Origin of the sequence: Streptomyces sp. NPDC001194, assembly GCF_042896985.1 — a bacterium.
In the GTDB taxonomy this organism is placed as follows: Bacteria; Actinomycetota; Actinomycetes; order Streptomycetales; family Streptomycetaceae; genus Streptomyces.
Genome location: NZ_JBIAXU010000002.1, coordinates 652,755 through 666,295, shown reverse-complemented (window position 1 = coordinate 666,295; position 13,541 = coordinate 652,755). Strand labels below are relative to the sequence as shown.

Annotated in this window: 12 protein-coding genes; 5 read left to right on the top strand and 7 right to left on the bottom strand. The window is 72.6% G+C overall.

What is annotated here, in order from left to right; translation table 11 throughout:
- Nucleotides 1-42: 42 nt before the first annotated feature.
- Nucleotides 43-405, bottom strand: a complete 363-nt coding sequence (locus ACFY1T_RS07765; RefSeq protein WP_390787396.1) for a hypothetical protein — start codon at nt 403-405, stop codon at nt 43-45.
- A 49-nt stretch (nt 406-454) separates the two neighbouring features.
- Nucleotides 455-781, bottom strand: coding sequence for a hypothetical protein (locus ACFY1T_RS07760; RefSeq protein WP_390787395.1), 327 nt, complete (start codon nt 779-781; stop codon nt 455-457).
- Nucleotides 782-934: 153 nt separating this feature from the next.
- Between ACFY1T_RS07760 and ACFY1T_RS07755 the strand changes: the two genes are divergently transcribed.
- Entirely contained in the window at nt 935-1,381 is a 447-nt protein-coding gene (locus ACFY1T_RS07755; RefSeq protein ID WP_390787443.1) for a nuclear transport factor 2 family protein, read from the top strand.
- Nucleotides 1,381-2,280: an NAD(P)H-binding protein gene (locus ACFY1T_RS07750; RefSeq protein ID WP_390787394.1), complete on the top strand. Its 900-nt coding sequence runs from the start codon at nt 1,381-1,383 to the stop codon at nt 2,278-2,280. Before ACFY1T_RS07755 ends, ACFY1T_RS07750 begins: the two co-directional genes overlap by 1 nt.
- Here the strand turns inward: ACFY1T_RS07750 and ACFY1T_RS07745 are convergent.
- Both ACFY1T_RS07745 and ACFY1T_RS07740 read right to left on the bottom strand, forming a co-directional pair.
- On the bottom strand, nt 2,277-3,164 hold the full coding sequence (locus ACFY1T_RS07745) for an alpha/beta hydrolase (RefSeq protein ID WP_390787393.1): 888 nt from the start codon (nt 3,162-3,164) through the stop codon (nt 2,277-2,279). The genes ACFY1T_RS07750 and ACFY1T_RS07745 overlap by 4 nt on opposite strands.
- Nucleotides 3,161-3,886, bottom strand: a complete 726-nt coding sequence (locus ACFY1T_RS07740; RefSeq protein WP_390787392.1) for a glucose 1-dehydrogenase — start codon at nt 3,884-3,886, stop codon at nt 3,161-3,163. Before ACFY1T_RS07740 ends, ACFY1T_RS07745 begins: the two co-directional genes overlap by 4 nt.
- Before the next feature lie 102 nt (nt 3,887-3,988).
- On the opposite strand from ACFY1T_RS07740, the gene ACFY1T_RS07735 reads away from it, so the two are divergent.
- Both ACFY1T_RS07735 and ACFY1T_RS07730 read left to right on the top strand, forming a co-directional pair.
- Nucleotides 3,989-4,717, top strand: a complete 729-nt coding sequence (locus ACFY1T_RS07735) for a VWA domain-containing protein (protein ID WP_390787391.1) — start codon at nt 3,989-3,991, stop codon at nt 4,715-4,717.
- 36 nt (nt 4,718-4,753) lie between these two features.
- Entirely contained in the window at nt 4,754-5,287 is a 534-nt protein-coding gene (locus ACFY1T_RS07730) for a pyridoxamine 5'-phosphate oxidase family protein (protein ID WP_390787390.1), read from the top strand.
- 15 nt (nt 5,288-5,302) lie between these two features.
- On the opposite strand, the gene ACFY1T_RS07725 is transcribed toward ACFY1T_RS07730, so the two are convergent.
- Nucleotides 5,303-6,571, bottom strand: coding sequence for a DUF1906 domain-containing protein (locus ACFY1T_RS07725; RefSeq protein WP_390787389.1), 1,269 nt, complete (start codon nt 6,569-6,571; stop codon nt 5,303-5,305).
- A gap of 233 nt (nt 6,572-6,804) precedes the next feature.
- On the opposite strand from ACFY1T_RS07725, the gene ACFY1T_RS07720 reads away from it, so the two are divergent.
- On the top strand, nt 6,805-7,221 hold the full coding sequence (locus ACFY1T_RS07720; protein ID WP_390787388.1) for a hypothetical protein: 417 nt from the start codon (nt 6,805-6,807) through the stop codon (nt 7,219-7,221).
- 129 nt (nt 7,222-7,350) lie between these two features.
- Here the strand turns inward: ACFY1T_RS07720 and ACFY1T_RS07715 are convergent, their stop codons facing one another.
- Both ACFY1T_RS07715 and gltB read right to left on the bottom strand, forming a co-directional pair.
- On the bottom strand, nt 7,351-8,811 hold the full coding sequence (locus ACFY1T_RS07715) for a glutamate synthase subunit beta (protein WP_390787387.1): 1,461 nt from the start codon (nt 8,809-8,811) through the stop codon (nt 7,351-7,353).
- Nucleotides 8,804-13,384, bottom strand: coding sequence for a glutamate synthase large subunit (gene gltB / locus ACFY1T_RS07710; RefSeq protein ID WP_390787442.1), 4,581 nt, complete (start codon nt 13,382-13,384; stop codon nt 8,804-8,806). Before gltB ends, ACFY1T_RS07715 begins: the two co-directional genes overlap by 8 nt.
- Nucleotides 13,385-13,541: the final 157 nt, after the last annotated feature.

Below are 13,541 nucleotides of genomic sequence, written 5' to 3'. Positions count from 1 at the left end.
ACCCGGCACCCGGCACCCGGCGCCCGGCGCCCGGCGCCCGGTTCAGCGGTACTCGCGTACGACCTCGATCCGGCCGACGATGTGCGCGTTGAACTCGTCCAGCTCCTCCGCCGGCACCCACAGTTCCAGGATCGTCTCCCCGCCCGCGCGGCGGACCGGGTACCGGGCCAGGAACCCGGTGTCCACCTCGAAGCGCGTCACGAAGCCGGCTCCGTCGTGCTTGACGTTCCAGTCGCGGGCGATGCGGATCGCGTAGTCCTCGTTGAGGACGGGGTAGAAGATCGGCTGCTCGGGCAGCCGCGGCGGCCAGGCCCGCCAGTCGAGCGCGGCGACGAGGTCGAGCTCGACGGGGCCCGTCGGACGCCACAGCGTGGTGGTGTTCGCGTTCGGGGTCGTCGTGGACATGAGGCCCGACCCTAGACCCGGCAACACGCTGCCGACCAGCGGGTTTCGCTCAGGCGGGGCGGCGGCCGGGGCGCCGCAGGGAGTAGCGGACCAGGATCAGCGTCTGGACGGCCAGCAGGATCGCCGCCCCGGTCCCGGCCGTCCGGAGGGCGTCCGGCGATGCCCAGGCCCTGCCGCCCAGTTCCGCGACGCCCACCGCGACCAGTGCGACGAGGAAGCGGGGTGTGAACTCGGCGTCCGTGCCGTGCAGGACGCCCGAACCGACGACGAAGACGGCCAGCAGCACCGGGATCCACGGGGCGTCCGGCTCGCGCAGCAGCAGCGCGGCGCCGAACTCCACCGCCAGGACGAGCAGGTTGCGGGGCAACATCGACATGAGCACATCATGCCCGCCGGCTCCGGACGCCGACACCCCTTCCGGTTGCAATCCGGACCGGCGGTCCGTATCTTCGGGCAAGAGAAACGGACCATCGGTCCGCATAAGCGCGAACGGAGAGCCGCCATGCCCGAAAGCACCTCACCCCCGCCGGTGCCCGCTCCCTCCTCCCCCGCGGAGCTCTACCGCCACGGCCTGCGCCTGCTCCTCGACAAGGACATCGCCTCCTGGGTCGGCCTGTGGTCCGAACACGGCGCCATGGAGTTCCCGTTCGCTCCCCCCGGCTGGCCCGGGCGCCTGGAGGGGCGGGCGGCGATCGCCGCGTACATGCGCGACTACCCCGACCACATCGACCTGCACGACTTCCCCGACCTGCGCATCCACGAGACCACCGACCCCGCGACGATCGTGGCCGAGATGCGCGGCGTGGGCCGCGTCGTCGCGACCGGGAGCCCCTTCGACATGACGTACATCGCGGTCGTGACCGTCCAGGACGGGCGGTTCGTCTCCTACCGCGACTACTGGAACCCCCTCTCCGTCCGCGAACCGGGGCTGTACTTCTCCGCGGCCGGCACGGCCGGCACCCGGAGCGCCGCCTGATGCCCGCCACCACCGTGCCCGGTACCGCCCCCGGCACCATCCTCGTCACCGGCGCCACCGGGACCACCGGCAGCCGCACCACCGCGCAGCTGATCGCCGCAGGCCGGCGCGTGAAGGCGGCCGGGCGCACCGCGACCCCGCTCCCGGGCGCCGAGCCGGTCCGCTTCGACTGGTACGACCCCGCCACGCACGGCGAGGCCCTCGCCGGCGCCGACCGCGTCTACCTGGTCCCGCCCGTCGGCGACCCCGATCCGGCCGCCGTCATGCTGCCCTTCCTGGAGCGGGCCCGCGCCGGCGGCGTACGCCGCGCCGTACTCCTCAGCTCCTCGGCCATCCCCGCGGGCGGCCCGGCGGTGGGGGCGGTGCACCAGGCCCTGCCGGGCCTGTTCGAGGAGTGGGCGGTCCTGCGCCCCTCCTGGTTCATGCAGAACTTCACGGGCACGCACGCCCACGCCGACGGCATCCGCGCCGACGGGACCATCCTGACCGCGGCCGGGACGGGCCGGGTCGGCTTCGTCGACGCCGACGACATCGCCGCCGTCGCCGTACGGGCCCTCACCGACGACCGCGCACCCGGCACCGACCTGGTCCTCACCGGCCCGCAAGCGCTCAGCCACGACGACGTCGCCTCGATCCTCACCGAGGTCACCGGCCGCCGGGTGGTCCACCGCCGGCTGACGTACGACGCCCTGCGGGAGCGGCTGGCCGCAGCCATCCCCCCGGAGTTCGCCGCGATGCTGGCCGGCATGGACCGCGCCATCGCCGAGGGAGCGGAGGACCGTACGACCGACACCGTCGAGCGCCTCACCGGCCGCCCGCCCCAAGGCTTCCGGGCCGTCGCCGAACGGGAGCTGACCCTGCGGAGCCCGGCCGCTCACGCGGGGCCGGGCACCTCCTAGGGGGCGTCCGCAAAGCCACGCAGCCAGGCCGCGGCGGCCGCCAGGGCCGTACGGCCGGCCGGGAGCGGGAGGCCAAGGAACCCGTGGAAGACCCCCGGGTAGAGGTGGACCGCGCACTCGACCCCCGCGGCGCCCAGCCGGCGCGCGTACGCCAGGCCCTCGTCCCGCAGCGGATCGCAGTCCGCCAGCACCAGCAGCGTGCGCGGCAGCCCCGACAGGTCGGGGGCGCGCAGCGGCGAGACGTGGGGGTGCCCGGGGTCGCCGCCGTACTGCTCCCAGTACCAGGCCATGTGGGCCGCGGTGTGGAAGTGGCCCTCCCCGTACGCACGGGTGGACCGCGTCGCCATGGCCGCGTCCAGCGGCGGGTACACCAGCAGTTGGCCCGCCACCGGCTCCGGCGCCCGCAGCGCGGTCACCGCCGCCAGGTTGCCCCCGCTGGAGTCCCCCGCCACCACCACCCGGCCCGGATCGCAGCCCAGTCCGGCCGCCTGCTCCCTCGCCCACAGCAGGACGGTCAGCGCGTCGTCCGCGGCCGCCGGCCAGGGGTGTTCGGGGGCGAGGCGGTAGCCGGCGGAGACCACCACCGTGCCCGACGCCGCGGCCAGCGCCCGGCACGTCGCGTCGTGCGTGCCGAGCCCGCACATCACCCAGCCGCCGCCGTGGAAGAACACCACCAGCGGGCGGTCCACGGAGCCCGGCGCGGGGTCGTAGACCCGGACCGGGACCCCGTCCGCCTCGCCGTCGCGGACCGAGGCCACCTCCGGTCCCGCCGACCGGCCGCCCACCGCCGCCGCCCTGAGGGCCGTCACGTCCCCCGGCCCCGGGAACGCCGCCGCCATCGCATCGCACAGGGCCCGGGCCCCGGGGGACAACGCGTCACTCATCGCGCCGTCATCCCCCCGTCCACCGCGAACTCCGTGCCCGTCACGTACGAGGAGGCGTCCGAGCACAGGAACAGCACCAGCTCCCCCACCTCTTCCGGCCGCCCCATCCGCCCCAGCGGCACGTGCGACCAGTCCTGCCCGGCGACCGCCGACACCATCGGCGTGTCGATCGCCCCCGGATGCACCGAGTTGACCCGGATCCGGTCCCCCGCCAGGTCCAGCGCGGCCGACCGGGTCAGCCCGCGCAGCCCGAACTTGGTGGATCCGTAGGCCGCGTGGCCGGGGATGCCGACGAGTCCGGCCGTGGAGGAGACGTTCACGATCGAGCCGCCCCCGGCCGCCCTCAGCACCGGCGCCACGGCCTGGATGCCGAGGAACGGCCCCAGCAGGTTCACCCGCAGCAATGCCTCGAACTCCTCGGGCCGCTGCCGCTCCACGTGGGCCGTGCGCCACAGCGCCGCGTTGTTGACCAGCGCCGATATCGTGCCGAAGGCACGTACGGCCTCCCGCACGACCTCGGCCCAGCCGCCCGCCTCGGCCACGTCGTGCCGTACGTACAGCCCCTGGTCCCCGAGCGAGGCGGCGACCGCCCGGCCCTCCTCTTCCCGTACGTCCGTGACGACCACCCGCGCACCGGCCTGCGCACACAGCCGGGCCCCGGCCGCTCCCTGCCCGCGCGCGGCGCCCGTGATGACGACGACCTTCCCGTCCAGCGAGACCACCCGCCCACCCCCTGCAATAGGCCTATTAGGAATACCCCTATCAGTCACATGCGGAGGAAGGAAGGGACGTACCGCCAACCGGAGTTGACGTACCCTCGGGCCATGACGGGCAGCGCGATCGACCTCCGCACGATGGAAGCGACCGCTCCGGCGCTCGTGAGCCTCTACAAGAGCGCCGGGATCTCGCTGCGCAAGCACGGCCTGGACGGCGTGCGCGCCGCGGTGTACCTGGTGCTGGACCACTCGGGATCGATGCGCCCGTACTACCGGGACGGCACGGTCCAGGCCTTCGCCGACCGGGTACTGGGCCTCTCCGCCCACCTCGACGACGACGGCCGCGTACCGGCGGTGTTCTTCTCGACCGAGGTCGACGCGGTGGAGGAGATCGCGCTCGCCGGGCACCGGGGGCGGATCGCGGAGATCGCCTCCCGCCTGGGCCACATGGGCAAGACCTCGTACGAAGCGGCGATGGACGCCGTGATCGACCACTACCTGGACTCCGGGGCGGGCGATCCGGCGCTGGTCGTCTTCCAGACGGACGGCGGTCCGGTCAACAAGCCCGCGGCGGAGCGGTACCTGTGCAAGGCGGCCCGGCTCCCGCTGTTCTGGCAGTTCGTCGGCTTCGGCCGGACGCACAGCTCGCAGTTCGACTTCCTGCGACGGCTGGACGAACTGCCCGTGCCGCAGCGGCGGGTGGTGGACAACGCGGGCTACTTCCACGCCGGCCCGGACCCGCGGGAGGTCCCGGACCCGGTGCTGTTCGACCGCCTGGTCATGGAGTTCCCGTCCTGGCTGGAGGCGGCCCGCGCGGCGGGCATCGTGCGCGCCTGAACGGCGACCGCCGGTGCCACGCGCTTTGATGGACGTATGACGACCATCAACAACTGGGCACTGTTCGAGGATCAGGAACCGGAATTCGCGGCGGCCGTCCGGGCCCGCTTCGCGCAGTACCCGCACCACGTCCTCGGCACGCTCCGCAAGGACGGCTCCCCGCGGCTGACCGGGCTGAACGTCGACATCCGCGGCGGCGAGCTGTGGCTCGGGATGATGCCGGACTCGATGAAGGCCAAGGACCTCCAGCGCGACCCGCGCTTCGCCCTGCACACCAACCCCGGCGAGGGCGAGGAGATGCCGGACGGGGACGTACGGATCTCCGGGCGCGCGATCGAGCTGCTGGACCCGCCCGAGCTGCACCGGTACGCGGAGGAGACGGAGACCCCGCACCCCTTCCACCTCTTCCACGCGGACCTGACGGAGGTGGTGCACATCGGCATCGACGGCGACGACCTCGTGGTCCGCACCTGGACCCCGTCCCACGGCCTGCGCACCCTGCGCCGCGGCAACGACGACGAACCACCCCGCGAGGACCCGCCCGCACACACCACGGACACCCCGGCCTGATCGGCAGGACGCCCCCTAGAGGGACGTGCCGCGGGCCGCGCCGAGGAGGGGCGGGTTCACGTCCACCCAGCTGCGGTCGATGGTGAGGGTCACCCCGGCGTACGTGGCGTCGTGGTCGCCGCGGTACTGGTGGGCGCGGCGGCGGCCGGCCCAGCGGTGCGTGCCGGCCGGCAGGCCCGTGTCGGCGTCGGCGACCGAGGCCTTGCCGTTCCAGGAGGCGACCCACAGCACGTCGGGCATGGCTTCCGGGGCCTGGTCGTGGTGGTCGTTCAGGGCCTTGGCACCGGAGCTCGCCGCGACGTACGCACCGGCGCGGTAGCCGAGCTCGTGCAGCCGTACCGTCCAGGCGGTGAGGTACGCGACGGCCGGCGGGTCCCAGGTGGTGCGGTCCGTGTAGTTCTCCAGGTCGTTGTAGAGCACCGTGCCCTCGGCCAGGCCCAGGGACCGGGCCGCCCGGACGGCGCCCTCGGCGGCCTCGATGCCCTCCTGGTTCGCCCGGGAGGGGTCGGTGGACAGGCCGGTGACGGGGTTGTTCCAGGGCTGCGGGCCGACCCAGAGCGGCATCAGGTGCCAGCCCGCCTCCGCCTGCCGCCGGACCCAGCCGGCGGTGAGCCGGGGCTGGGCGCAGGCGCGGGCGCGGCCGCCGATGTAGATGCCGACGGCGCCGAAGGAGGATCCGGACCGCCATCCGTCCATGGCGTCCTGCGTCGGGGCGGTGCAGGTGTCGAAGCCGGCTCCGGTGAGGGGCTGCTGGGCCCGTACGGGCTTGGGACCGGCGGCGGCCGATGCGGAATCGGCGGAGGGGCCGCGGCCCGCGGCCCTGCCTCCGGCCCGCGCGAGCATGTCCCGTACGGCGTCGGAGGCGCCCCCGTACGAGACGGTGGCCATCACCCCGGACCCGCGCAGGGCGTACCGCACCTCGTGGCTGTCCCCCTCCGCCTCGGGGATCGCGCCGGCCCCGTCGACCGTCAGGGTCGGGACGTCGGCCCGCGCCGGGGCCCCCTCCAGCGGCTCCAGGTGCAGGGTGTCGGCCCGTCGCTGCACGGCCCGGCCGCTGCACCGGCCCTGCGTGCCCGCGGGCCCGAGGTACAGGGTCGGCAGGTCCAGCCGCAGACACGCGTCGGGACTGCGCTCCAGGTCGACGACCCGCCAGTCCCCGGGCACGGCGACCCGCATCCCGCGGTACTCGACGATCCGGCCGCCATCCGCGGCGGTGGAGGGATGGACGGGAATCAGCAGGGCGGCGCCGAGCAGGCCGCTCAGCAGGGTTCGGATGGGGACCATGATCCAGATGGGTACCAGACTCCGGGCCCGTGAACTGCGCTCACCCCGAGCAGAGTTGGCCCGTCCGGCCCACTCCGCCCCCACGGTGCCGGTCGGCACGGGTCACCTGCACGAGTGAAGCGGCCCCGGGCCCGTCGGCGCGGGTGGGTACGCGTACTCAGGCGGATGTCAGTGGCACTGGATAGCGTCTCGACCGTACGACGAACGGACGACACGACAACCTGGGGGACGACATGAAGAAGCGCGCGACCGCCCTGGCGGCCCTGGCCCCGGCCCTCGCCCTGATCCTGGCGGCGAGCCCGGCCCAGGCCGCGCCGACGGACGAGATCATCGGCTACCCGGGCCCCGACGGCCTGATCTGGATCGCCGACCAGGCCGGCTCCAGCGGCTTCGTCTCGGGCGGCCTCTCCCCGCACCTGGACACGTTCATCACGTTCGGCTGCGCAGGCGGCGGCACCATCGAGGTGGCCTTCCACCTCGACGAGCACCCGGACCGCGACCCGGCCCCCTTCACGGTCGACTGCCCGGAGACCGGCCCGGCCCGGGTCACCGTCCCCCTCGGCACGGGCCTGAAGGGCGGCTTCGGAGCCTGGGTGACCGCCTCGACCCCCACCACCCACTGGGGCGCCACGGTCACCCAGCCCGAGTAGCCCCGCACACCCCGCAACGCCACAGCGCCCGCCATCCCTGGTCGGGGACATGGCGGGCGCTGTGTCAGAGTTCCGCACACCTTTGTACGGACCGTATGAGGGGTCTCCCCCGAGGGGGAGGGACGGTGGCTACACCATCAGCGAGCGGTCCGTCGGCTTCACGGGGTACGGGAGGGCGCTCGTGCCCGTCAGGTAGCGGTCGACGCCTCGGGCCGCCGAGCGGCCCTCCGCGATCGCCCAGACGATCAGCGACTGGCCGCGGCCGGCGTCGCCGGCCACGAAGACGCCGTCCACGTTGGTCGCGTACGACGCGTCGCGCGCCACGTTGCCGCGCTCGTCCAGCTCCAGGCCGAACTGGGACACCAGCCCGTTGGCCTGGTCGGTGCCGGTGAAGCCCATCGCCAGGGTGACCAGCTGGGCCGGGAGGACCCGCTCGGTGCCCGGCTTCTGCTCCAGCTTGCCACCCTTGAACTCCACCTCGACCAGGTGCAGCGCCTGGACGTTGCCGTCCTCGTCGCCCTCGAAGTGGGTGGTGGAGACGGAGTAGATCCGCTCGCCGCCCTCCTCGTGCGCCGAGGTGACCTTGTAGAGCATCGGGAAGGTCGGCCACGGCTGGCCCGTGGGCCGGTCCTCCGACGGCCGCGGCATGATCTCCAGCTGCGTCACCGAGGCCGCGCCCTGGCGGTGGGCCGTGCCCACGCAGTCCGCGCCCGTGTCGCCGCCGCCGATGACGACCACGTGCTTGCCCTCGGCCGTGATGGGGGGCGCCACGAAGTCGCCCTCCTGGACCTTGTTCGCGAGGGGGAGGTACTCCATCGCGAAGTGGATCCCGCGCAGCTCGCGCCCCGGCACCGGCAGGTCGCGCGAGACGGTGGCGCCCGCCGCGATGACGACCGCGTCGAACCGCTTGCGCAGCTGTACGGCGTCCAGGTCGCGGCCGATCTCCACGCCCGTACGGAACTTGGTGCCCTCCGCGCGCATCTGCTCGATGCGCCGGTTGATGTGCACCTTCTCCATCTTGAACTCGGGGATGCCGTACCGCAGCAGCCCGCCGATGCGGTCGGCGCGCTCGTACACCACCACGGTGTGCCCGGCCCGGGTCAGCTGCTGGGCCGCGGCCAGGCCGGCCGGACCCGAACCGATGACGGCCGCCGTCTTGCCGGAGAGCCGCTCCGGCGGCTGCGGGGTGACGTTGCCGTTGTCCCACGCCTTGTCGATGATCGAGACTTCGACGTTCTTGATGGTGACGGCCGGCTGGTTGATGCCGAGCACGCACGCCGACTCGCACGGAGCCGGGCACAGCCGCCCGGTGAACTCCGGGAAGTTGTTCGTGGCGTGCAGCCGCTCCGAGGCCGCCGACCAGTCCTCGCGGTACGCGAAGTCGTTCCACTCCGGGATCAGGTTCCCGAGGGGGCAACCGTTGTGGCAGAACGGGATGCCGCAGTCCATGCAGCGGCCGGCCTGCTTGCTGATGATCGGGAGCAGCGAGCCCGGGACGTAGACCTCGTTCCAGTCCTTCAGCCGGTCGGCGACCGGACGGGAACAGGCAGTCTCGCGCGGGGTGGTGAGGAAGCCCTTCGGGTCAGCCATTGGTCGCCGCCTCCATCATCTTCTCCGTGGTCTCGGACTCCGAGAGTCCGGCCAGCTCAGCGGCGTCCTTGGCGGCGAGCACTGCCTTGTACGTGGTCGGGATGATCTTGCTGAAGCGGGCCGCCGCGGCGTCCCAGTCAGCCAGGAGCTTCGCGGCCACGGTCGAGCCGGTCTCCTCCTCGTGGCGGCGCACCACATCGTGCAGCCACTGCTTGTCGGTGTCGCAGAGGTCGGTCTCGACCGCCCCGGTGTTGCCGACGTTGACGTTGTGCGGGTCGAGGTCGATGACGTACGCGACGCCGCCCGACATGCCCGCCGCGAAGTTGCGGCCCGTCTCGCCGAGGACGACGGCCGTACCGCCGGTCATGTACTCGCAGCCGTGGTCGCCCACGCCCTCCGAGACGACCAGGGCGCCGGAGTTGCGGACGCAGAAGCGCTCGCCGGTGCGGCCGCGCAGGAACATCTCGCCGCCGGTGGCTCCGTAGCCGATGGTGTTGCCGGCGATGGTCGAGTACTCGGCGAGGTGGTCGGCGCCGCGGTCCGGGCGGACCACGACCCGGCCGCCCGACAGGCCCTTGCCGACGTAGTCGTTGGCGTCGCCCTCCAGGCGCAGCGTCACGCCGCGCGGCAGGAAGGCGCCGAAGGACTGGCCGGCGGAACCGGTGAAGGTCAGGTCGATGGTGTTCTCGGGCAGGCCCGCACCGCCGAACTTCTTGGTGACCTCGTGGCCGAGCATGGTGCCGACGGTCCGGTTGATGTTCCGTATGGCGACCTGCGCGCGGACCGGCTGGGCGGCCTCGGCGGTCTCGGCGTTCAGCGCGTCGGCCGCGAGCTTGATCAGCTCGTTGTCGAGGGCCTTCTCCAGACCGTGGTCCTGCTCGATGAGGGCGTGGCGGACCGCGCCCTCGGGCAGCGCCGGCACGTGGAAGAGGGGCTCCAGGTCGAGGCCCTGCGCCTTCCAGTGCGTGACGGCCTTGCTGGTGTCGAGGAGCTCGGCGTGGCCGACGGCCTCCTCGATCGTGCGGAAGCCCAGCTCGGCCAGGATCTCGCGGACCTCCTCGGCGATGAACTCGAAGAAGTTCACGACGAACTCGGGCTTGCCGGAGAAGCGGTCGCGCAGGACCGGGTTCTGGGTGGCGATGCCGACCGGGCAGGTGTCCAGGTGGCAGACGCGCATCATGACGCAGCCGGAGACGACGAGCGGCGCGGTCGCGAAACCGAACTCCTCGGCGCCGAGCAGCGCGGCGATGACCACGTCGCGGCCGGTCTTGAGCTGGCCGTCGGTCTGGACGACGATGCGGTCGCGCAACCCGTTGAGCAGCAGGGTCTGCTGGGTCTCGGCGAGGCCGAGCTCCCAGGGGCCGCCCGCGTGCTTCAGCGAGGTGAGCGGCGAGGCGCCCGTACCGCCGTCGTGGCCGGAGATGAGGACGACGTCCGCGTGGGCCTTGGAGACGCCCGCGGCGACGGTGCCGACACCGACCTCGGACACGAGCTTCACGTGGATGCGCGCGGCCGGGTTGGCGTTCTTGAGGTCGTGGATCAGCTGAGCCAGGTCCTCGATGGAGTAGATGTCGTGGTGCGGGGGCGGGGAGATCAGGCCGACGCCGGGGGTGGAGTGCCGGGTCTTGGCGACCCACGGGTAGACCTTGTGGCCGGGCAGCTGGCCGCCCTCGCCGGGCTTGGCGCCCTGCGCCATCTTGATCTGGATGTCGTCCGCGTTGACCAGGTACTCGCTCGTGACGCCGAAGCGGCCGGAGGCGACCTGCTTGATCGACGAGCGCCGTGCCGGGTCGTACAGGCGGTCCGGGTCCTCGCCGCCCTCACCGGTGTTGGACTTGCCGCCCAGCTGGTTCATGGCGATGGCGAGGGTCTCGTGCGCCTCGCGGGAGATGGAGCCGTACGACATGGCGCCGGTGGAGAAGCGCTTGACGATGTCGGCGACCGACTCGACCTCGTCGATGGAGATCGAGGGGCGGCCCCCGTCCTCGGCGCCCTTGAATCCGAAGAGCCCGCGGAGCGTCATCAGGCGCTCGGACTGCTCGTTCACCCGGTCCGTGTACTTCTTGAAGATGTCGTACCGGCGGTTGCGGGTGGCGTGCTGGAGGCGGAAGACCGTCTCCGGGTCGAACAGGTGCGGCTCGCCCTCGCGGCGCCACTGGTACTCGCCGCCGATCTCCAGCGCGCGGTGCGTGGCCGCGATGCCGGAGGCCGGGTACGCCTTGGCGTGGCGCGCGGCCACCTCCTTGGCGATGACGTCCAGGCCGGCGCCGCCGATCTTGGTGGCGGTGCCCTGGAAGTACGCCCCGACGAACTCCTCGTTCAGGCCGACGGCCTCGAAGACCTGGGCGCCGCGGTAGGAGGCGACGGTGGAGATGCCCATCTTGGACATGACCTTCAGGACGCCCTTGCCGAGCGCGTAGATCAGGTTCTTGATGGCCTGCTCCGGCTCCAGGCCGGACAGGAACGTACCGGCGCGCAGCAGGTCCTCGACGGACTCCATGGCGAGGTACGGGTTCACGGCGGCGGCGCCGTAGCCGATGAGCAGCGCGACGTGGTGCACCTCGCGGACGTCGCCGGCCTCGACGAGCAGGCCCACCTGGGTGCGCTGCTTGGTGGCGATGAGGTGGTGGTGCACGGCGGAGGTGAGCAGCAGCGACGGGATCGGCGCGTGCTCGGCGTCCGAGTGGCGGTCCGAGAGGACGATCAGGTGGGCGCCGGCCGCGATGGCCGCGTCGACCTCGCCGCGGATCTCCTCCAGGCGGGCGGCCAGTGCCTCGCCGCCGCCGGAGACCCGGTAGAGGCCTGAGAGGGTGGCGGCCTTCATGCCCGGCATGTCGCCGTCGGCGTTGACGTGGATGAGCTTGGCCAGCTCGTCGTTGTCGATCACCGGGAAGGGCAGGGTGACGCTGCGGCAGGACGCCGCGGTCGGGTCCAGCAGGTTGCCCTGCGGGCCCAGCGAGGACAGCAGCGAGGTGACGAGCTCCTCGCGGATGGCGTCCAGCGGCGGGTTGGTGACCTGCGCGAAGAGCTGGGTGAAGTAGTCGAAGAGCAGCCGGGGGCGCTCGGACAGGGCCGCGATCGGGGAGTCCGTGCCCATGGAGCCGAGCGGCTCGCCCGCGGTACGGGCCATCGGCGCGAGGATGACGCGCAGCTCTTCCTCGGTGTAGCCGAAGGTCTGCTGGCGGCGGGTGACCGAGGCGTGGGTGTGGACGATGTGCTCGCGCTCGGGCAGGTCGGTCAGCTCGATCTCGCCGGACTCGAGCCAGTCCGCGTAGGGCGCGGCGGCGGCCAGGCCGGCCTTGATCTCGTCGTCCTCGACGATCCGCTTCTGGGCGGTGTCGACGAGGAACATCTTGCCGGGCTGGAGGCGGCCCTTGCGGACGACCTTGGACGGGTCGATGTCGAGGACGCCGACCTCGGAGGAGAGCACGACGAGGCCGTCGTCGGTGACCCAGTAGCGGCCGGGGCGCAGACCGTTGCGGTCGAGGACCGCGCCGACCTGGGTGCCGTCGGTGAAGGTGACGCAGGCCGGGCCGTCCCAGGGCTCCATCAGCGTGGAGTGGTACTGGTAGAACGCGCGGCGGGCCGGGTCCATGGAGGTGTGGTTCTCCCACGCCTCCGGGATCATCATCAGCACGGCGTGGGGCAGCGAGCGGCCGCCGAGGTGCAGGAGCTCCAGGACCTCGTCGAAGGAGGCCGAGTCGGAGGCGTCCGGGGTGCAGATCGGGAAGATCCGCTCCAGCGCGCCGTCGCCGCCGCGCCCATCGTCGGCAGAGCCGAACAGGTCGGTGGCCAGCTGGGACTCGCGGGCCTTCATCCAGTTGCGGTTGCCCTTGACCGTGTTGATCTCGCCGTTGTGCGCGACGAAGCGGTACGGGTGGGCCAGCGGCCAGGACGGGAAGGTGTTGGTCGAGAACCGCGAGTGGACCAGGGCCAGCGTCGAGGCGAAGCGGCGGTCGGAGAGGTCCGGGAAGAAGGGCTCCAGCTGGCCGGTGGTCAGCATGCCCTTGTAGACGATGGTGCGCGCGGAGAGCGACGGGAAGTACACCCCGGCCTCGCGCTCGGCGCGCTTGCGCAGCACGAACGCCTTGCGGTCGAGCGCGATGCCCGTGCTCGAGCCGTCGGCAACAAAGATCTGGGAGAAGGCCGGCATGGTGGCGCGGGCGCCGTTGCCGAGCAGGTCCGGGGTGACCGGGACCTCGCGCCAGCCGAGGACCGTCAGGTTCTCCTCGGCGGCGATGGCCTCGATCCGCTCCACGGCGACGGCCTGTGCGGTGCCGTCGGCGGGGAGGAAGGCGATGCCGACGGCGTAGGCGCCGGCTTCGGGGAGCTCGAATCCGGCCACCTCGCGCAGGAACGCGTCGGGGACCTGGGAGAGGATTCCGGCGCCGTCGCCCGAGTCGGGCTCGGATCCGGTGGCGCCTCGGTGCTCGAGGTTCCGCAATACGGTCAGCGCCTGCTCGACCAGCGTGTGGCTGGCCTCGCCGCTGAGGTTGGCCACAAAGCCGACGCCGCAGGCGTCGCGCTCGTTGCGCGGGTCGTACATGCCCTGGGGGGCGGGGCGACCGTCCATGGGCGACCAGGCGGTGGTGCTGAGGCCGGTCGCGGAGTGCGTGGATGCGGAACGCATCGGCTCTCCCGTCGTCGTAGCGGCATATGTGTCATAGCCGAGGGACGACGTTGGCCCTCTGCGAAATTTCGTGCAGGTTACATGATGACTGCAATCCCGA